Here is an 18,568-nt window from a genome sequence, read left to right as displayed (position 1 = left end):
ACCATTGTAGCCGATGACTTCTCTTCAGTTTTTAATTCCTGAATCATCTAGTAACATAAAAGTTCCAAAACCTGAGCGTAATCCTTTTAAAAGATTTACAACATTGTAAAATGGGGAGGACTGATGCCCGTAAAATGGCACAGGTACATTGGAATAATCATCAAGAACCTCGCCATCCTCATCATTGTTCTCCTGGTTTTTGGATATCTAGTGGCCGAAGGGGAGGCAAGGGCAAAGGTCTACAACAACGACAAGGTGTTCCTAAATAACCTCAAGATGCTCAAAGCCCGGGGCGCCAGCGGGAACATCGAAGATAAGGCTAGGAAAATGACGGAAAAAGCCCTCGGAGTCGACGACAGGTGGAAGCTTGTAAAGAAATACTTCAACTTCACCTCCCGGTTCCTCACGCATCCCCATGAAAAGGACAGGTACGGGAACGATCTCTACACGTACATCCTCAAAACCCTGTTACTCATCCTCCTCACAGGGGCGATAGTGGTTCCCCTCGGCCTCTACCTGGGTCTGAGGGCGGGCTACAAAAGGGGCAAGCTGGACAAGGTGATAACAGTTATGGCCCCGCTGTTCTCGGGAATCCCACCGTGGTTCCTGGCGATACTCTTCATATACATCTTCTACTGGAAGCTGCCTTTCCTTCCCGCGGACTTCGAGAGGCACCTGAAGGACGCACTGCTAAACGGCGACTCGACGGCAATAGCCTACCTCGTGGGAATGATCCTCCCGGTTGCCACCCTCGTCCTAAGCCTGGTATGGGAGTACGCCTTCAACGTCCGCAACTTCATCAGGTTCGAGAGCGAGAGCCCCCACGTCATGTACGACAAAGCCCGCGGACTGCCCGACAGGAGGATAATGAGAAAGCTCCTCAGGATCAGCTTTCCCTCGTTCCTCACGTTTACTACCTACAACTTCCTCGATATTCTAGCCAGCGTTTTCCTGGTTGAGCTCCTCTTCGACATCCGCGGTGTCGGATGGCTACTGGGAGTCTCGCTCAACGTCGTGAGGGAAGGGCCGGAGGGCATTAAGTTCCACTACTGTCCCGAGTGCATATTCTTCTCGACGTTCATCATGATGGTCCTCTACTTCATAACCGCCGTCGTAATGGAGAGCCTCTACGTGAAGCTGGACCCACGCAGCGGGAGGGAGACGGGCTTATGAAGATCCAAAGGCCATCTATAAAGCTCACCGTTGCGTTAATCATTGTGACGGCCTACCTCCTGGGCGCCGCGGTAGCCCCTCACTTCGTCAACAAGGAGGACGTAAACAACTGGTACAACGGAAACTACTGGATCAAGAACCCCAAGCTCGCGCCGCCCGAGTGGGTAAACCTCTTCGGGGCCAACCAGCCGCCCAGCGAAACCCTCAGACCAGTGGAGGAGAACGGAAGAAAGCACGTTTTCGAGTACGACTTCCACTACTCCCACTCCCCGGAGGACATAAAGATAAGGTTCAATCAGAGCAGGTTCGAGAGGGTAAGGATCACGATCAAAACGCCGGACGGAAAGGAATACGTCCTCTACAACTCGCTCATAATGGAGGAGCTGTCGCTTAGAACAAAGGTATCAACGCTCATGAAAATCGGGGAAGCAAACGGAATTGAAGTAACAGAGACGGACATTCTCTTCGGAGACGCCCTGAAACCCGTGTTCTTTAAGAACGAGAGCGGGAAGATCGTGCCAAACACAGGAAAGTACACGATCACAGTAACCTCTCGGGCGGAACCAACGGTGACAGTAGTCGGGAAGGTCCACGGCCTCCTGGGTACCGATGTAAAAAGAAGGGATCTGTGGGTCGGCTTCCTGTGGGGCCTCAGGGAGACCATGATTCTCGTGATCACAACCAGCCTGCTGGCAACTTTCCTCGGAACCCTGCTGGGGATAAGCGGCGGCCTCAGCGGAACAACCGGGTTTTTCTCAGACGCGGTATCGAAGATCTCAGCGATAACGCCCCTCGTACCTGTGATGATAGCCCTCGTACCCGTGAAAGGCGAAGTGGGCCCCGACGGCATCCTGGACATTTCCATGACGCTCTTCGTGGCCATCCTTGGGTTCCTGCTCTCAGGAAAGATATCGAGGAACGTTAAGGTCATGGTGGCGACCGAGATGAAGAAGGAGTACATTGAATCCGCGGTGAGCCTCGGGGGTAGCAAATGGTGGATACTGAAAAACCACGTTCTCAGGGCAGTCCTTCCTTACAGCATCTACCAGCTAACGCTCCTCGTACCGAGGGTAGTCGCCCTGGTTTCCATTCTGGGGTTCTTCAGGGCCGCACCTGGATTCAACTGGGGAACCCTAATGGCCTCAGTCGTCATAGAGAACCCAAAGGCAACGCTCTACTGGTGGGAGGTCATCCCGATAACATTGGCACTCGGATTCTTCGCCCTCGCATTCGTGCTGATAAACAGGGAGATAGAGGACAGGTTTTCAATCGAAAACATCTAAAGGTCAGGAGAGCGCATTCTTTAGTTTTTCCAGCGCCACCTCCAGAACTTCCTCAGGAGGACGCTCAAACCCCCCTCCCCTGGCAAGTACCTCGCTTCCGCCTCCGCCCCCACCGGTCTCGGCCAGGACGTCCCTCAGGATCTCGTTCATGGATATCCCTTCAACGCCCTCGTTCTTGGCCAGAATTATGTAGTTCTCTCCCGCAACAGCCGCGACGGTTCCGGGGTTCTTGTCAACGAGGTACACCACGAAGGCCTGGGCATCCTTCATGGGGGCGGCTTCAACGTGGGAGACCACTTTAACTCCGTTAACTTCCTCCGCATCCTTGAGTAGGGCTTCAGCCTTCCACCGCCAGAGCTCCCTCCTTAGAGAATCCCTCTCGTTTTCAAGACCATCAACCTCGGCCTTAAGCTCCTTCACGCGCTCAACCAGGGGTCTGTTCTTGTTTCTCATCTCGTCAAGGCTTCTCCAGTAATCGTCCAGGATCTCGTTGAGGTACCTGATGGCCCTGTTTCCGCAGACGAACTCTATCCTCCAAAGATCCCTACTCTTTTTGTAGAAGTTCACCACCTTTATGGGCCCTACCTCACTCGTGTTCCGCACGTGGGTTCCCCCGCAGGGGGTCACGTCAACGTCGCCGATCTTGACTATCCTCACCCTGTCCTTCACCTTGCTGACGTGCTTCCTTAGTATAGAAACCACGTCGTCGGGCAGGTACTTGTACTCCTCGACAGTTATCGGAATACCCTCGGAGACCACGCGGTTGGCCTCGATCTCCGCCCTGGTGATCATCTCCCAGTCAACCTTCCCGTTGACCTCTATCTTGTTGTAGCCATCGAATATCTGGAATCCAGTGGTTTCTAAGTCGTAGAGCTTTTTGAGGACCGCTGAGAGGATGTGCTGACCGGTGTGGTTCTTCATGTTCTCGTATCTCCACTCCCAGTCAAGCGTCAACCTGACCCGATCCCCCTCCTTGGGGAGCCTCCCCTCAAGCCTCCCAGAGTGCCATATACCATCAGTTTCTTCCACCCTTTCGACGGTTATCCTGAAGCCATCCCCCTCGATCGTACCCCTGTCAGATGGCTGGCCTCCTCCCTCTGGATAGAAGATGGTCTCCTCCAGTTTGAGAGAGACCATTCCGCTTCCCAGGTCTTTAACTTCCAAAACGCGGGTTGTAGTCTCCCGCAGATATGGATCCTCATAAAAGAGCTTCCCGCTCATCTCAATCGCCCCTGTTCTCCTTTGCATACTCACTCGCCAACACCCTCAGGAGGGACGCCAGCTCCTTGTTGTACTTATCCTGCATTTCAGAGAACTTCCTGAGTGCAACCGCAATTCCCTTGAGTCTCTTTATGTCGTTGACGATCTCCTCCTGCTCCTTTGAGATCTCGCTCAGAACGTTGCTGAGCTCAACTATGACCCCTATGTCCTTCCCAAGTATCTCAGTGCCCTCCTTTATCCTGTCCATAACGTCGAGGGCCCCCCGAAGGGTGTTGAGCTGGCTCATGACCTTGTTGTTGAACTCCTTGATCTCCTTCGCGAGGTTCATCGTTTGGACCGCCATTTTCCGTATCTCCTCTGCGACAACGGCAAAGCCCCTACCGGCGTCTCCAGCCCTGGCGGCCTCAATGGAAGCGTTCAAAGCAACCAAGTTCGTCTGTTTGGCAACAGTCGCTATCGAGTCGCTTATCCTCGAAACGTACTCGAGGTTCTCAACCAGTGTGTTGAAGTCCCTGGCAAAAACCTCAAATCTCTGAAAGAATGGGAGAAACTCCCTCTGAAATCTCTCAAGCTCGTGCATGACTTGGGACAGTTTTTCAATGTTCTCTATTATGACATCGTTGTTCTCAAGGAACTGCCCGCTTATCTGCTCGGCCAGCTCATCTATTATCCGGCTCGACTCCTTACTTGACGTCTTGATCCTGACGGACTGGGAGAGAGCACTGGAGGCTTTTTCAAGGCCCCTGATGTCCATGGTACCACCTCAGCGGAGGAAGTCAACCCCGCACTTCAGATTCTCAAGGAAGTCAAAGAACCTCGGTACATGTTTCTTCGGAATTATTGCGCCGTGCTGGGGCAGGATAGCCTCGATGTCAAGACCCCGCACCCTGTCGAGCCATGCCTTAATGGCCCTGCTGCTGGCCATAAGCCTCTCGTGAACCGGCTTCATAGCCTGGATGTGCTTTTCCATGCTTTCAACGACGAGATACGGCTCATCCAGAAGGGCTATTCCTATGTCCCCACTGAAGAGGAACCTGCTCCTCCTGTCGTAGATGGTGAAGTGCCCCGGGCTGTGAAGGAAGTGAGCGGGAATGAACTCAAGGGTCGTCGCACCGAAGTTCATGGTCTCCCCCTCATCCGGGAGCTCGTGGGTTACGCTCCCAGAATCCTCAAAGCCGAAGTGAGGCAGAAACCTCGTCCAGAGCCAGTGGGTAATTATCTTGGCGTTGCTGATTTCCCTCCAGAGAGGCAGACTGCCCGCGACGTCCGGATCCTGGTGGCATATGTAGACGTACTCTATGTCCCTGGGATCAACGTACTTTGATGCGTTTGCCAGAACCTTTGAAAATATCTTGTACCCCCCAGGATCTATGAGTATTCCCTTGCCCCTGCTAACGATGAGGTAGGAGTTCACATCAACGTCCTCACCGCCCTCCTGAGTGCCGAGGTAAACAACCATATGCTCCTCATCGCGGTAGAGGACGTGGTCCTTCCGAGGATCAAGGCCCGGCTCTATGAAATACTCCCCCATGAATACCACCGAAGTAATTTTAAGAAAGAGGTATATTTAAGCGATTCGCCTACATAACTACCTACACAAACGTTTAGAAAATGGAGAAACCCAAAAAACGAAATCAGCCCCCGCTCCGGGCCTCGATGAGGGCCTTGACTCTCTTCAGCCTGAAGAAGTTCTCGCGCTCCATCTCGTCGAGGCGCTGCTTTATGAACTTGACCGTCGCCTCCATGCGCGGGATGATGATGTACTCCAGCGCATTGACGCGCCTCTTCGTAACCTCTATCTCTTTGGCAAGCCTCTTGAGGGTTTCCTCAACTTCAGCCAACCTAACCACAAGGTCGAGAACTTCCTCGAACTTCTCGGCGCTGATATCCACGAGGGGGCTAGTGGAGACGAAGGCGTAGCCCCTCTCCCCCGCACTCCTCTTGAAACTCTCTGCCTCAATGAGGGGAACGGGAACGCCCATCACGTTCCTCTGGCGGATCTCTACTTCTCTGTTGGGCTTAACGGAGAGGGCAGCCTCCCTGAGAGGGATGGTTCCCACCTCAAGCTGGGCCTTGGTCAGGGTCTCGAATGCAGCTTCCATCTTCTTGTTGAGCTCCTCCCTGAGCTGGAGGGCCTCATCGTAGATGGTGAAGAACTCCATGACTAACGCATCTTGCTTGTCCTTGAGGAGCTTGTGTCCTTTCTTGGCCAGAGTGATGCGCCTCTTGAGGTTCAGGAGCTCCATCCTGGTGGGCTTCACGTTGAGCAGCTCTGCCATCTCGACCACCTAAAATTTTGAAGGGGCTCACTCGCCCCTCTTCCTGTACTTCGGGTGGTACTTGAGGATGTACTCCTTCCTGACACGCTTGAGCTCGCTCTCTGGAAGCTCCGCTAACAGCTCCCAGCCGAGGTCGAGGGTCTCGAAGATGCTCCTGTCCTCGTCGTATCTCTGGGCGACGAACTCCCTCTCAAACCTGTCCGCGAACTTGAGGTACTTCCTGTCCGTCTCGCTCAGGGCTTCCTCACCGACAACGGCGACAAGGTCTCTGAGCGACCTTCCTTCGGCGTACGCTGCATAGAGCTGCTGGCTGAGCTGCGGGTGGTCTTCTCTGGTCATTCCCTTACCGATGCCGTCCTTCATCAGACGGCTGAGGGACGGGAGAACGTCTATTGGCGGGTAGATACCCTTCCTGTGCAGCTCCCTGCTGAGGACTATCTGTCCCTCGGTGATGTAGCCGGTCAGATCGGGAATCGGGTGGGTGATGTCGTCATCGGGCATCGTCAGGATGGGCACCTGGGTTATCGAACCCTTCCTGCCTCTAACACGGCCGGCGCGCTCGTAGATAGTAGCGAGGTCAGTGTACATGTAACCAGGATAACCGCGCCTTCCGGGGACCTCTTCTCTAGCCGCTGAAATCTCACGTAAAGCCTCGGCGTAGTTGGTCATATCCGTGAGGATAACGAGCACCTGCATGTCGTAGTCGAAGGCGAGGTACTCGGCGACGGTGAGGGCCATACGCGGGGTGATGATACGCTCGATGGCCGGGTCGTCCGCTAAGTTGAGGAACAGCACTGCCCTCTCTATTGCACCAGTCTCCTCGAAGCTCTTCTTGAAGAAGTTGGCTTCTTCGTAGGTGATACCCATTGCCGCGAAGACCACCGCGAACTGCTCCTCCTCACCGAGGACCTTAGCCTGCCTGGCTATCTGGGCCGCGAGCATGTTGTGCGGAAGACCTGAACCGCTGAATATCGGGAGCTTCTGACCGCGGATGAGGGTGTTCATCCCGTCTATCGCGCTTACACCTGTCTGGATGAAGTCCCTCGGGTAGGCACGGGCAACGGGGTTGAGGGGAGCACCGTGGACATCCCTTCTGTCCTCTGGGATGATCTCCGGGCCGCCGTCTATCGGCTTTCCGATACCGTTGAATATCCTTCCAAGCATGTCCATGCTGACCGGAACCTTGAGGGTCTCGCCGGTGAAGCGGACGCGCGTTGTCTTGACGTCCAGATCGCGGGTTCCCTCGAAGACCTGCACGATGGCCATGTCCTCCCTGGCCTCAAGGACCTGGCCCTTCCTCTTCTCGCCGCTCTCAGTCTCTATCTCGACGACCTCACCGTACGCTACTCCTTTAACGCCCTGGACGATCATGAGCGGACCGTAAATCTTGCTAACGGTTGAGTACTCCATTCCCGGCATGAGGATCACGCTCCGTACTTCTTAAAGAGCTCCTCAAACTGCTCGTTTGTCTCGTCTATGAGCGCCCTAACCTTCTCGACGTCGGGTTCGTACTTCATACGGCCTATCTTCTCCCTGACAGGGAGCTTCGCTATCTCGTCAACAGGTATCCCCCTGTCGACGGCCTCCATGGTCTTCTCGTAGAAGTTGAGGATAACGCGCATCATAGTGACCTGCTTCTTCGGCGGGCAGTAGGTATCAACCTCGTCGAATGCATCCTGCTGCAGGTAGTCCTCACGTATCATCCTGGTAACAATGAGTATCGCCTTCTCCCTGTCGGGCAGAGCATCCGGACCGACGATACGGACTATCTCCTGGAGTTCCGCTTCCTTCTGGAGGAGGGCCATGGCTTGGTCGCGCATCTTCCTCCACTCTGGGTCAACGTTCTTGTGCCACCAGCCCTGGATGGCGTCAACGTAAAGGGAGTAGCTTCTCAGCCAGTTGATTGCCGGGAAGTGCCTTCTCCTTGCCAAGTCAGCATCGAGAGCCCAGAAGACCTTGACGACACGGAGGGTGTTCTGAACGACCGGCTCGCTGAAGTCACCACCGGGCGGTGAAACGGCACCTATGACCGAGACACTGCCGATCCTCTCGTCGCTTCCGAGGGTGATTACACGACCCGCCCTCTCATAGAACTCCGCTATCTTTGAGGCAAGGTATGCCGGGTAGCCTTCCTCACCGGGCATCTCCTCAAGACGGCCGGATATCTCACGTAAAGCTTCTGCCCATCTCGAGGTGGAGTCTGCCATAAGGGCCACATCGTAGCCCTGATCGCGGAAGTACTCCGCTATGGTGATTCCGGTGTAGATGGACGCCTCACGAGCAGCTACCGGCATGTTCGATGTGTTCGCTATGAGAACCGTTCTCTCCATGAGCGGCTTTCCGGTCTTCGGGTCCTTAAGCTTCGGGAACTCCTCAAGGACGTCGGTCATCTCGTTACCGCGCTCACCGCAACCGATGTAAACGACGACCTGTGCGTCGCTCCACTTGGCGAGCTGGTGCTGGGTGACGGTCTTACCGGAACCGAACGGACCTGGAATGGCCGCGGTTCCACCCTTGGCCTGGCTGAAGAAGGTGTCGATTGTCCTCTGGCCTGTGATGAGCGGAACCTCAGGCGGGAGCTTGTTCTTGTAAGGCCTCTTGACACGGACCGGCCAGCGGTGGTACATCTTGAGCTCCTCTATGCTCCCGTCTGGCTTCTTGACCTTGGCGATAACCTCTTCAATGGTGTAGTCACCTTCTTCCGCTATTTCAACTATCTCACCTTCAACCCAAGGCGGGACGAGGATTCTGTGCTCGATGATGCTGGTCTCGGGAACTACGCCGAGGATGTCTCCACCTACAACCTTGTCTCCGACCTTGACCTTCGGCGTGAAGTGCCACTTCTTATCCCTCGGGAGTGCCGGGGCGGTAAGACCCCTGGCTATGAAGTCACCGCTCAAATCCCTAAGAACGTTGAGCGGCCTCTGAATACCGTCGTACATGGCGGTAAGCAGTCCCGGACCGAGCTCGACGCTGAGCGAGGCACCGGTTCCCTCAACCGGTTCACCTGGCTTTATACCAGCGGTTTCCTCGTAAACCTGGATGACTGCCCTGTCCCCCTCAAGGCGGATGATTTCTCCTATGAGACCCATTTCGCCGACGCGAACGACCTCATACATCTTGGAACCTTTCATCTCGTCTGCAACGACGAGGGGTCCCGTAACACGGATTATCTTTCCCATCTTGCCTCACCTCTTCAGCTCAACACCTATGGCCCTTCTAACTATCTCCCTCAGCTGGGCCTCTCCAAACCTCGAACCGGACTTGTCCGGCACCTGAAGGATGATCGGAAACTTCACTTCCGGAATGTCCATACTCTGAGCTAACCCCTCGGTTATGAGGATTATGCCGACATCATCCCTCTCTATAAGCTCCCTGAGCTTGTTGTTGGCCCTCTCAAGTTCGAGAGGGGTAGATCCAAAGGAATAAACCTCGTGAACACCTGCCAGCCTGAAGCCGAGGGCGGTATCGGGGTCTCCCATAACAGCGATCTTCATGACGACTCCTCCCCCGTTATGATGGCCTTGATCCTCTCGGGCTCAACACCATCGGCTATCAGCTTTGCGATGGCCTTAAGCTTCCTGATCTCGCGCTCCTTCTTCATTACGTACGCTAGGGGCGTGGCCACGCTGAGCGGGTAGAACCTCGTGAGCTCGCCCATTCTCTTCATCAGATGATCCCTGAGAACGACCTCGACGAGGCTGAGATCCCTCTCTATCCTCTCACGGACATCCCTGAGGGCCCTGCCGTACTTCGTGGAGTCGAGCTCAGCCAGCGCCATGCCCAGATCGTCAACGTTCAAAGCAGTGTCGAGCCTGACGCTTCCGCCGGGTATCAGGTGGGGTTTTATAGCCTCGCCGGAAAGGCCCGCCCTCTTGGCCCTCAGCAGGGTCATTATGTTCCTTATGTCTATCTTCGTCCTGACGAACTCCTCGAGGATCGCTCTCTCCTCGTCTTTGCGCTCCATGGCGTAGTTGAGCAGTTTTGAGTAGTAGACCCGGTAGAGCGCCGTCTCAAACTCACTGACACCGATCTCACCGAGGAGAAGCTTCTGGTAGAATTCCTCGTATGGAGTGCCTTCGAGTATAACGAGGATTTCCTCCATCGTCTTTGCCTCTGCCATTGCCCTGACCTTGGGAACCATAGTCCCAATGTCGATAACGTAGTCAACGGCGGGTTCTCCCATGACCTTGGCCTTAACAACGTTGGCTATGTTCCTGACGTCCCACTCCTCGAGGAGCAGGCGGAAGAATCCGCTAACCCTGTCGGGGAGGATCTCCTTCATCAGGAGGTACGTAGCTGCCAGGGCTCTCTCAAAGGCCTTCTCCACCTCAACTGGATCCTCCGGGACCGAGGTGAGATGGGCCTTGTAGTCAGTGTCCTCAAGGTTGACTATGAAGTTCTGAAGGGTCCTGCTCTCGGCCAGCTCGTTGAACCGCTGTTCACTGAGGAGCTTCGCCTCCATTGCGTTTATCCTCGCGTTCGGGTAGGAGTAGGGAGTGTACTTCCAGAGTATCTTGTAGGTCTTCCAGCCCAGCCAGGTGAATATGACCCCCAGGGTCGTGTCTAGTATGGCCGTCACGGTCGTCTCTGCTCCCATCTCCCTCACCCGAAGAGAGCCTTGGCTATCTCGGCCCTCAGCTCGTTGCCCATCCTCTCTATCCTAGCGTCAAAGGTGTTGTCAACCCTAACCCTTCCGTCCCTGCCCTCAACGATGACACCGCCGATGACATCCACCGGCTCGCCGAGATCAATTTCAGCCCCCACCGCCTTTGAGAGCTCGTCGAGTCTGGACTCAATGATCTTCAGGGTTCTCTCGTTGGAGCGGATGACGACGGAGCCGACGCCGAGTTCCTCAACAGCCTCCCTGACGAGCTTTACGAGGACGTCGAAGTACTCATCCTCCGGAAGGTTGGCGAGCCTCTCCTCCAGCGCGCTCAGGACTTCCCTTATGAGGCTCTCCTGCACCGCGAGCTTCTTCTTCCTAACTTCAAGCCGCGCGTTGGCTATTATCCTCTGCTTCTCAACGTCAGCCTGGGTTTTGGCCTTCCTGAGGATCCACTCAGCCTGGGCCTCCGCCCTCTTCTTCGCCTCCTCCTTGATCTTCTCAGCCTCTTCCCTGGCCTCGTTGAGGATATACTGAACCTTCTGCTCGGCCTCCTTATGGATCTCCTGGATGATGAGTTCTGCACCCTCCATCTTCCTTCCTCCGTTGTCTGAATGGAAAGGGAAAGTAGAGGCTCAGAGGCCAACGCCGGTGGCTATCATGATGAGGGCACCGACGAGACCGAAGATGGCCATGGTCTCGGCCATAGCGGCGAAGATGATGCCCTGGGTGAAGGTCTTCGGGTTCTTGGCTACGGCACCGATGCTGGCACCAGAGATGATACCCTGCGGGATAGCCGAGAGGCCGGTGAGGCCAACGGTAAGACCAGCGCCCATGAGGATGGCGCTCTTGATGAGGTCGTGTTCGAACTTGAAGCTACCGCCGATGATTCCCGAGCTCATCAGGATGAGGAACAGTGTGATGAGCCCGTAGATGCTCTGGGTCATTGGCAGACCCTCAAGGATGAGGGCGTTCTTGAAGTTCTTCTCGTCCTCTGCCACTGCTCCTGCAGCCGCTGCACCTGCAACACCTACACCGAAAGCCGAGGCGGCTCCGGCAAGACCCGCGGCGAGTGCCGCTCCGAGGGATACGTAAACTATCGGTTCCATACTTCAAACACCTCCTCATTCAGTTCCGGTTTCGACCTTAAGTTTTGAAACTTCCCTCCTAGCCCTGAAGGGCTCGAAGGGCTTGCCATCACCTGAGTAGAACGTCCCAAAAAACTCAACGTACTGAAGACGGAGAGAGTGAACGAAGGCTCCGAGGGCGTTTATGGCCGTTGAAAACAGCTGGCCACCGAAGAACAATATCACACCCAGTATCGGGCCTATGTAGAGGAACTTGATGCCCCAGATCATCTGAACCAGGACGTTGATGACCATCGCTATTCCGCTGGTTGCCAGTGCAAGGGCCATTAAACGGGCGTAGCTGAGCCACGTTCCGACGAAGCCGAAGAAGTCCGAGATTATTAGGAGCGCGGCAAGGCCTCCGTTGTTCACGACCTCACCTATTGCGAAGAGCACTATGCCCACCCCAAAGAGGGCCTTGGCACCGCTCATGAACGCTGGAACGTCCTTTCCCGTTGCGAAGAGCACTATGGCTAGTATGATGAGCATCCATGACAGCTGGTCGAAGAGCGCTCCCTTCTTCTCCCCGTTCTTCCACTTGACTATGAAGCCCAGCGTGTAGCCCACGAAGAGGTGGGCGAGGCCTATCGCCAGCGCCAGTATGAGCACGAACATCGGATCCTTGAGCGGGTCGGTTATGCGCCACATTGCGAAGTTCGGGTTCCCGGTTAGACTTGCACCCACGATGTCGAGGGCGTTGCCGAAGAAGCTGCCGAAGAGGGCTCCCATGAGCATCGTGAAGAACGAGCTCCAGAGGAGCGTGTAGGAGAACTTGTAGGTGCCGTCGTCGAACTTCTTGTGCCCCTTGACGAGTAAAGCCGCGACGATGCCGACTATGAGACCGTAGAGGAAGTCGGTGAGCATGAAGCCGAAGAAGAACGAATAGGTGAACGCTATTATGGGCGTGGGATCTATCTCGTTGTACTTGGGCATGCCGTACATCTCCGTGAGCATCTCGAAGGGTCTGGCCCATCCAGGGTTCCTGAGCTTTATTGGTATCTCGTCGAGCTCCTCCGGGCTTGGCTCCCTGAAGTTTATGTAGACCTTTCCGCCGGTGATCTCCTTAACCCCATCCTCAACCTTCTTAGCATCCTCTTTTGGAACCCACCCGGTAAGGGCAAAGGTCATGTTAGTCCTAGCGAGCATGCCCAGGGCGTTGGCCTTGTTGCGCTCGTTCTCCATGAGCTCAAGGTAGAAGCGGACGTCCTCGTAGTACTTCTCAGCTACCTCAGCGGCCTCCTTGTGAGCCCCCTCAAGCTCCTCCAATTTTTTGGAGAGCATCCTCCTGTACTCCGCAAGAAGTTCTGAGGGCGTTCCCTCCCCTTCTGGAACCTCAAGCCTCTCAAAGGAGTACTTAGCCAGAACAGGGTTTACCTTCTCGTAGTCCCTGGAGAGGAAGACTACCGCCATAACAACGCTGTCCTTGAGCTCCTTGGGGACTATAACTATCCTGCCCCCGAGGGACTTCTCAAGCTCCTCCTTAAGGGCCGGGAACTTAACCCTCTCCACACTCCCAACGAGGACGACCGCGGTTCCGGAGTGCCTCAGGTAAGACGAGTCTATGCTGAAGGGTGAGAGTAACTCAAGGGTCTCAATGTCGGACTTTATCCTCTCTATCTCGGTGTTTATCGAGTTTATCTTCGCCTCGACGGAACGGATGACCGGCTCCACTTCCCCAAGGAACCTCTCGGTGTCCTTTATGAGCTCCTCAATGCTCCTATAGGGGTACTCCCTCTTCTTTGGTTCAGGCGGAAATATGAACTCCCTCAGCCCACCGCCCTTCTTTGGAAGGTGGGCCTTCAGGAACTCGGCCATCCTGGATATGGTTATGGCGTAGGAGGCGGCCTTCCTGTAGAACTCGTTGGGGGCGTCGCGCTGGGCTATTCCAACGTTGACCTCCCTTATCTCAAGGACTCCGGCCTCATGTAGATAGGTGAGCAACCTGTCCCTGTACCTCTCGAGGGTTATGAGCTCGACCTTCAGCATAGGAGCGGGCTTGAACATGCTCAACTCCCTCTCACAAGTTCTATAGCGGCGGAAACAGCTTTCTCAAAGTTCTGGGTGGCTTTGACCTTCATGTCCTCTATTTCTTTCTCCCCATCCTCAAGGATCCTCCTGGCCTCTTCCTCCCCCTCTTTTCTGGCCCTTTCAACTAGCTCCTCTCCATCTTTCCTGGCCTTCTCAAGGATCTCGTTCTCAATAACTTTAGCTTCTGCCTTAGCTTCCTCAACGATCTTTTTAGCCTCGCCCTTTGCAGCCTCAATCCGCGCCTCTGCCTCCTTTTCCGCATCAACAATGCGCTTGATGACGTCCTCCATGATCGGCCCCCCATGATATTGAAAACAGGCTCAGTTTCCGTTTTGGCTAGCCTAACCCACTTTAAATAATTTGTGGTGCTCGGGATTTATATGAAAGACGTTTGGAAAAAAGAGCCCTTCACTTGAAGATCGCAAAATAGATAAACGACTACCCCTAACAGCCAAAAAGGTGAGGGAACATGGAGCTGGACGTCGTGGGGATCGGAAACCTCAACTACGACATCATAATGCTCATCGACCACTTCCCAGAGTTCCACGAGAAGGTGAACGCGAAAAATGCGGTCTTCGGCCTGGGCGGCGCGGCTGGAAACACTATAACCTGGCTCGCCCACATGGGGCTGAAAACTGGGTTTATAGGAGCAGTTGGAAGGGACGAGATAGGGGAGGCCCACATAAGGTATTTCCAAATCATAGGGGTGGACACTTCTGGGATAAAGGTCGTGGACGAGCCCTCGGGAGTGGCAGTCGCGATGATCCACGGCGAGGACAAGAGGATAGTGAAGTACCCCGGGGCCAACAGGTTCAAAACCCTTGATAGGGAGTACATAAAAAAGGCTAGGCTCATACACCTATCCTCCAACCCAGTGGAGACCATCAGGAAGGCCGTTTCAATAGCCAAAGAGGAAGGGATACTCGTTTCGGTGGACATAGGGGAGGCAGAGCTCCCAAAGGACGTGGAAGGGGAGATAGATTATCTGCTCATGAACGAGGACGAGTACAGGAGGAAGTTCGGCTCCCTTGATCCGAACCTGTGCAGCTCCAAAAACCTTGTGATAACCCTCAACGGAGGAGGGGCCATCATTAGAGACGTCAAAGGGAACGTTGAAGAGATAAGGGGCCTGAGCGCGAAGGTCGTCGATTCGACGGGAGCGGGGGATTCCTTCGCGGCCGGGGTCATCTACGGCGTCCTGAAGGGATGGCGGCTCAGGGATTCGGCGAAGCTCGGAATGCTGCTGGCTTATCTGACCGTCCAAAAGGTGGGGGCGAGGAGCGCGGTGGTTCCACTGGAAAAAATAATCGAGAAGAGTATGGAACTAGGTCTCAACCTTCCGTTTTAGGGATGGGAACCCTTAAAAATTCAAAGCCTAAAAGGTTTAGAGAGGCTGAAGATCATTAAACGCGGAGGTGGTCCCGTGGAAATAGTCATTGAGAACTTCAAGCCGAAGGTGACGAGGCCCTTCAAGAGGAAAAACGAGTACTGGATCAAGCTCATCCTTTCGGAAGGTGAGGAGTACATTATGAAGTTCAAAACACCCCTGGAAGCCGAGGACGCGGTATACGGCATGCTCGATGACCTCCAGGTCTACGGGGGCAAGGTCAAACTCAAGCTCAGGGAGGGAAACGTTATAGAAAAAATAGAGGTTCTCGAACTACACAAGCCCTCCGCGAAGGAGCTCGTTCAGGAGTACTTCGGGGGATGAACCCCCGTTTTCCCAAAGTTCTCAGAGGAGGCTTTCCACGACTTTCTCCGCTTTCTCAAGTACTTTCTCCTCGTCGAGGGTGAGCACTTCGCCATCGAGCATCAGGATCCTCCCGTCCACTATCGTCGTCTCCACGTCGTTCCCGTTGGCAGAATAAACCAGATGGCTCACCACGTTGTTGATCGGCCTTAAGTGGGGCCGGTTGAAGTCTATCACCGCGATGTCAGCTAGGTAGCCCTCCTTTATTACCCCCGCCTTCAGGTTGAGGGCCCTGGCCCCGTTCTGCGTGGCCATCCTGAAAACAGTGCTTGCATCGGCTATCGTGGGGTCTAGGTTGTGAACCTTGTGGAGGAGCGCGGCCAGCTTCATCTCCTCAAGCATGTCAAGGTTGTTGTTGCTGGCGCTCCCGTCAGTGCCGAGGCCGATGTTAACGCCGGCGTTGAGGAGCTTCCCTATCGGCATGACGCCGCTGGCGAGCTTCATGTTTGAGCCTGGATTGTGGGCGACGGTGACGCCGTTTCTCGCCAGTATTTGAACGTCCCTGCTGTCGAGCCAGACGCCGTGGGCGATGATGACGTCCTTACCAAGGAAGCCTATGTCGTCGAGGAGAACCACAGGACTTTTTCCGTAGCGCTCCTGGATTCTACCGACCTCACTCATGGTCTCGCTCACGTGTATCGTTATGAGCTTCCCGTGCTCGTCCGCGAGTTTTCTCACCTCTTTAAGCAGGGCAAGGGAGCAGGTGTACGGTGCATGCGGTCCAAAAACGAACTGGATCCTGTCTGATTCAAGCTTTTCTATTTCCCTCATCTCGCGCAGGGCCTCTTTCACTTCCTTTTCGGTCCTCTCAGGGTCACCTAGGTCTATCATACCGTATCCCAGATATCCCCTCAGGCCGGATTCCAGAACGGCTTCCCCGACGGCGTCCATGTGGAAGTACATGTCCAGGAAGGCCGTGGTGCCGGTCTTTATCATCTCAAGGGCCCCGAGATAGGCGCCGGCCTTAATGGCTTCCCTCGTCAGTTTAGCTTCTCTAGGCCAGATGTGCTTCTCAAGCCACTCCATAAGGGGCAGGTCGTCGGCAAGACCGCGAAGAAGGCCCATCGGAGAGTGCGTGTGGAGGTTCACGAAGCCGGGAGAAACCACCCTGCCGCTCGCGTCGATCACCGTGTCGGCGCCCTCCCTGATGTTCTTCGCCACTTTGGCTATCCTGTTGCCCTCTATGAGGACATCCGCATTAACCACGTTTAGATCCTCGCCGTAGACAACCAGGCCGTTTTTGATGAGAATGCTCATGAGCACCACCTTAACCCCTTTGAAAAGCTTTGTTTCCGGTGGAAGTTAAAAAGGTTTTCAGGGGACCCCCCCGCCCCTCCCATGTCATCAAGAAAAGCAGAACTCCAGATCCCACCCTTAACCCACAATTGGCCTCTATTTTTCATGTCTAATTTATTGCAACCTTATAAGCGCGGCCTCAAAAAGGGCGCGAAAGACGTCTTTCAATTCTCCTAGAGTCTTATTGCAACAAAACGGCGACACTGAAGGCTCTTGAGGCTGAGAAAGCTTTCAATTCTCCTAGAGTCTTATTGCAACGCCGAAGGCCACCATGCCGACTATGATGAAGAGTCCGACTTTCAATTCTCCTAGAGTCTTATTGCAACTCCGAGCAAATTCGGCGACGTGGTTTATTACAAGGTCACTTTCAATTCTCCTAGAGTCTTATTGCAACACAAGGTCCCGAAGAAGATCAATGCGCTCACTACAATCTTTCAATTCTCCTAGAGTCTTATTGCAACAAGTCTTTTGTCCCTGTGCTCATTCTGCCCCATCCTTGCTTTCAATTCTCCTAGAGTCTTATTGCAACACAAGGTCCCGAAGAAGATCAATGCGCTCACTACAATCTTTCAATTCTCCTAGAGTCTTATTGCAACATAGCGGAGCGCTTCGGGCTGGAAACTGCCGACAGGACTTTCAATTCTCCTAGAGTCTTATTGCAACCGAGATCCCAATAACCAGCACGGTCGGCCTCGCAATCTTTCAATTCTCCTAGAGTCTTATTGCAACGATAGAAACACGCAAGTCGTCGAGTTCCCACGCGACCTTTCAATTCTCCTAGAGTCTTATTGCAACAGGTGGAGGTTGTCAGGAAGAAGATGGAGGAACTGGCTTTCAATTCTCCTAGAGTCTTATTGCAACGGGAGTGTTCTTTTTCGCGTTCTTGTGGCTGATAACTTTCAATTCTCCTAGAGTCTTATTGCAACGATAATCGCGTATTTGCTACATCGGAAAAAGAGGAGTCTTTCAATTCTCCTAGAGTCTTATTGCAACCAGAAAGGAAAGAAGCAGCGGAAGAGGGCTAAGCAAAAGCTTTCAATTCTCCTAGAGTCTTATTGCAACCAGAAAGGAAAGAAGCAGCGGAAGAGGGCTAAGCAAAAGCTTTCAATTCTCCTAGAGTCTTATTGCAACTACTAAGCTCTGTATTTCTACCGTCTACCCTCTGCCTTTCAATTCTCCTAGAGTCTTATTGCAACTCATTTTCATCACCTCTAATACTCCTCCGGGAGCATGACTTTCAATTCTCCTAGAGTCTTATTGCAACTTGAAGAATGCCGAGGGGAGGGCCGACGACCCGGTAACTTTCAATTCTCCTAGAGTCTTATTGCAACTAAGACAGTAGCAAAATCCATAACCCTCGGAAACGCTTCTTTCAATTCTCCTAGAGTCTTATTGCAACTGGCCATTAGAAAGGAGCTTCCTCGGAAATACAGGCTTCACTTTCAATTCTCCTAGAGTCTTATTGCAACGGTGTCGAAGATAGGGGCATTGAAAAGAGATGGCTCGCTTTCAATTCTCCTAGAGTCTTATTGCAACTGTTAGTAGGCACGCTTACAACTTCGTGAACATGACTTTCAATTCTCCTAGAGTCTTATTGCAACGTAAAGAATTCGAGGGCGAGAGCGTAGTTCTCTTTAAGACTTTCAATTCTCCTAGAGTCTTATTGCAACGTAAACATAAAGTTCACTAACGACTCTGGGAAGCTTAAGACTTTCAATTCTCCTAGAGTCTTATTGCAACAAAGCTACGCCGTTTACAACTACCCACAATTCCTCACTTTCAATTCTCCTAGAGTCTTATTGCAA

General features: G+C 53.8%; 17 protein-coding genes and 1 CRISPR repeat array (1 of these 18 only partly in view). Of the genes, 4 read left to right on the top strand and 13 right to left on the bottom strand.

All coding sequences use genetic code 11. The features are described from left to right. Positions 1-123 precede the first annotated feature (123 nt). Both A3L09_RS00875 and A3L09_RS00870 read left to right on the top strand, forming a co-directional pair. Positions 124-1,173: an ABC transporter permease subunit gene (locus A3L09_RS00875; RefSeq protein ID WP_088857182.1), complete on the top strand. Its 1,050-nt coding sequence runs from the start codon at positions 124-126 to the stop codon at positions 1,171-1,173. Beyond that, positions 1,170-2,456, top strand: coding sequence for an ABC transporter permease (locus tag A3L09_RS00870; RefSeq protein WP_088857181.1), 1,287 nt, complete (start codon positions 1,170-1,172; stop codon positions 2,454-2,456). The genes A3L09_RS00875 and A3L09_RS00870 overlap by 4 nt, the downstream gene beginning before the upstream one ends. A gap of 3 nt (positions 2,457-2,459) precedes the next feature. On the opposite strand, the gene A3L09_RS00865 is transcribed toward A3L09_RS00870, so the two are convergent. From A3L09_RS00865 to A3L09_RS00810, 12 genes are all read right to left on the bottom strand, one after another. Further along, on the bottom strand, positions 2,460-3,677 hold the full coding sequence (locus A3L09_RS00865) for an alanyl-tRNA editing protein (protein ID WP_088857180.1): 1,218 nt from the start codon (positions 3,675-3,677) through the stop codon (positions 2,460-2,462). Position 3,678: 1 nt separating this feature from the next. Further along, positions 3,679-4,431, bottom strand: a complete 753-nt coding sequence (locus tag A3L09_RS00860; RefSeq protein ID WP_088857179.1) for a methyl-accepting chemotaxis protein — start codon at positions 4,429-4,431, stop codon at positions 3,679-3,681. 9 nt (positions 4,432-4,440) lie between these two features. After that, positions 4,441-5,208 (bottom strand): oxygen-binding di-iron domain-containing protein, encoded by a 768-nt coding sequence (locus A3L09_RS00855; RefSeq protein WP_088857178.1) that lies wholly within the window; start codon positions 5,206-5,208, stop codon positions 4,441-4,443. A 103-nt stretch (positions 5,209-5,311) separates the two neighbouring features. Further along, positions 5,312-5,956 carry a V-type ATP synthase subunit D gene (locus tag A3L09_RS00850; RefSeq protein WP_088857177.1) on the bottom strand — a complete coding sequence of 215 codons (645 nt, stop codon included), beginning with the start codon at positions 5,954-5,956 and terminating at the stop codon, positions 5,312-5,314. Between the two features lie 27 nt (positions 5,957-5,983). Beyond that, on the bottom strand, positions 5,984-7,375 hold the full coding sequence (locus A3L09_RS00845; protein ID WP_088857176.1) for an ATP synthase subunit B: 1,392 nt from the start codon (positions 7,373-7,375) through the stop codon (positions 5,984-5,986). 5 nt (positions 7,376-7,380) lie between these two features. Beyond that, entirely contained in the window at positions 7,381-9,138 is a 1,758-nt protein-coding gene (locus A3L09_RS00840; protein WP_088857175.1) for an ATP synthase subunit A, read from the bottom strand. 6 nt (positions 9,139-9,144) lie between these two features. Continuing rightward, positions 9,145-9,453 (bottom strand): V-type ATP synthase subunit F, encoded by a 309-nt coding sequence (locus A3L09_RS00835; RefSeq protein ID WP_088857174.1) that lies wholly within the window; start codon positions 9,451-9,453, stop codon positions 9,145-9,147. After that, entirely contained in the window at positions 9,450-10,556 is a 1,107-nt protein-coding gene (locus tag A3L09_RS00830; protein ID WP_088857173.1) for a V-type ATP synthase subunit C, read from the bottom strand. The genes A3L09_RS00835 and A3L09_RS00830 overlap by 4 nt, the downstream gene beginning before the upstream one ends. A 5-nt stretch (positions 10,557-10,561) precedes the next feature. Continuing rightward, on the bottom strand, positions 10,562-11,155 hold the full coding sequence (locus A3L09_RS00825; RefSeq protein ID WP_088857172.1) for a V-type ATP synthase subunit E: 594 nt from the start codon (positions 11,153-11,155) through the stop codon (positions 10,562-10,564). Positions 11,156-11,197: 42 nt separating this feature from the next. Next, on the bottom strand, positions 11,198-11,671 hold the full coding sequence (locus tag A3L09_RS00820) for a V-type ATP synthase subunit K (protein WP_088857171.1): 474 nt from the start codon (positions 11,669-11,671) through the stop codon (positions 11,198-11,200). Positions 11,672-11,686: 15 nt separating this feature from the next. Next, positions 11,687-13,693: a V-type ATP synthase subunit I gene (locus tag A3L09_RS00815; RefSeq protein WP_088857170.1), complete on the bottom strand. Its 2,007-nt coding sequence runs from the start codon at positions 13,691-13,693 to the stop codon at positions 11,687-11,689. Positions 13,694-13,695: 2 nt separating this feature from the next. Beyond that, the gene (locus tag A3L09_RS00810) at positions 13,696-14,007 is read right to left on the bottom strand and encodes a V-type ATP synthase subunit H (protein ID WP_088857169.1); all 312 of its coding nucleotides are present in this window, start codon (positions 14,005-14,007) and stop codon (positions 13,696-13,698) included. A 179-nt stretch (positions 14,008-14,186) separates the two neighbouring features. Here A3L09_RS00810 and A3L09_RS00805 point away from each other — a divergent pair, with 179 nt between their 5' ends. Beyond that, complete coding sequence (locus tag A3L09_RS00805; protein ID WP_088857168.1) at positions 14,187-15,065, top strand: ADP-dependent ribose-1-phosphate kinase; 879 nt, start codon at positions 14,187-14,189, stop codon at positions 15,063-15,065. A gap of 75 nt (positions 15,066-15,140) precedes the next feature. Beyond that, positions 15,141-15,428, top strand: coding sequence for a hypothetical protein (locus tag A3L09_RS00800; RefSeq protein ID WP_088857167.1), 288 nt, complete (start codon positions 15,141-15,143; stop codon positions 15,426-15,428). 21 nt (positions 15,429-15,449) lie between these two features. Here A3L09_RS00800 and A3L09_RS00795 read toward each other — a convergent pair whose 3' ends face one another. Continuing rightward, a complete protein-coding gene (locus A3L09_RS00795; protein ID WP_088857166.1) occupies positions 15,450-16,724 on the bottom strand; it encodes an amidohydrolase family protein in 1,275 nt (424 codons plus the stop codon). 200 nt (positions 16,725-16,924) lie between these two features. Next, a CRISPR array of direct repeats spans positions 16,925-18,568; the repeat unit is 30 nt; unit sequence CTTTCAATTCTCCTAGAGTCTTATTGCAAC; it runs 1 nt beyond the window's last position.

Source organism: Thermococcus profundus, assembly GCF_002214585.1.
Classification (GTDB): Archaea; Methanobacteriota_B; Thermococci; order Thermococcales; family Thermococcaceae; genus Thermococcus; species Thermococcus profundus.
This window is presented reverse-complemented; position numbering and strand designations above follow the sequence as displayed.

Bases quoted from the DNA above. Each gene is read 5' to 3' on its own strand.
- A3L09_RS00850 (WP_088857177.1), bottom strand. From the start codon at position 5,956: ATGGCAGAGCTGCTCAACGTGAAGCCCACCAGGATGGAGCTCCTGAAC.
- A3L09_RS00840 (WP_088857175.1), bottom strand. From the start codon at position 9,138: ATGGGAAAGATAATCCGTGTTACGGGACCCCTCGTCGTTGCAGACGAG.
- A3L09_RS00855 (WP_088857178.1), bottom strand. From the start codon at position 5,208: ATGGGGGAGTATTTCATAGAGCCGGGCCTTGATCCTCGGAAGGACCAC.
- A3L09_RS00835 (WP_088857174.1), bottom strand. From the start codon at position 9,453: ATGAAGATCGCTGTTATGGGAGACCCCGATACCGCCCTCGGCTTCAGG.
- A3L09_RS00820 (WP_088857171.1), bottom strand. From the start codon at position 11,671: ATGGAACCGATAGTTTACGTATCCCTCGGAGCGGCACTCGCCGCGGGT.
- A3L09_RS00810 (WP_088857169.1), bottom strand. From the start codon at position 14,007: ATGGAGGACGTCATCAAGCGCATTGTTGATGCGGAAAAGGAGGCAGAG.
- A3L09_RS00815 (WP_088857170.1), bottom strand. From the start codon at position 13,693: ATGTTCAAGCCCGCTCCTATGCTGAAGGTCGAGCTCATAACCCTCGAG.
- A3L09_RS00865 (WP_088857180.1), bottom strand. From the start codon at position 3,677: ATGAGCGGGAAGCTCTTTTATGAGGATCCATATCTGCGGGAGACTACA.
- A3L09_RS00845 (WP_088857176.1), bottom strand. From the start codon at position 7,375: ATGCCGGGAATGGAGTACTCAACCGTTAGCAAGATTTACGGTCCGCTC.
- A3L09_RS00830 (WP_088857173.1), bottom strand. From the start codon at position 10,556: ATGGGAGCAGAGACGACCGTGACGGCCATACTAGACACGACCCTGGGG.
- A3L09_RS00805 (WP_088857168.1), top strand. From the start codon at position 14,187: ATGGAGCTGGACGTCGTGGGGATCGGAAACCTCAACTACGACATCATA.
- A3L09_RS00860 (WP_088857179.1), bottom strand. From the start codon at position 4,431: ATGGACATCAGGGGCCTTGAAAAAGCCTCCAGTGCTCTCTCCCAGTCC.
- A3L09_RS00870 (WP_088857181.1), top strand. From the start codon at position 1,170: ATGAAGATCCAAAGGCCATCTATAAAGCTCACCGTTGCGTTAATCATT.
- A3L09_RS00825 (WP_088857172.1), bottom strand. From the start codon at position 11,155: ATGGAGGGTGCAGAACTCATCATCCAGGAGATCCATAAGGAGGCCGAG.
- A3L09_RS00795 (WP_088857166.1), bottom strand. From the start codon at position 16,724: ATGAGCATTCTCATCAAAAACGGCCTGGTTGTCTACGGCGAGGATCTA.
- A3L09_RS00875 (WP_088857182.1), top strand. From the start codon at position 124: ATGCCCGTAAAATGGCACAGGTACATTGGAATAATCATCAAGAACCTC.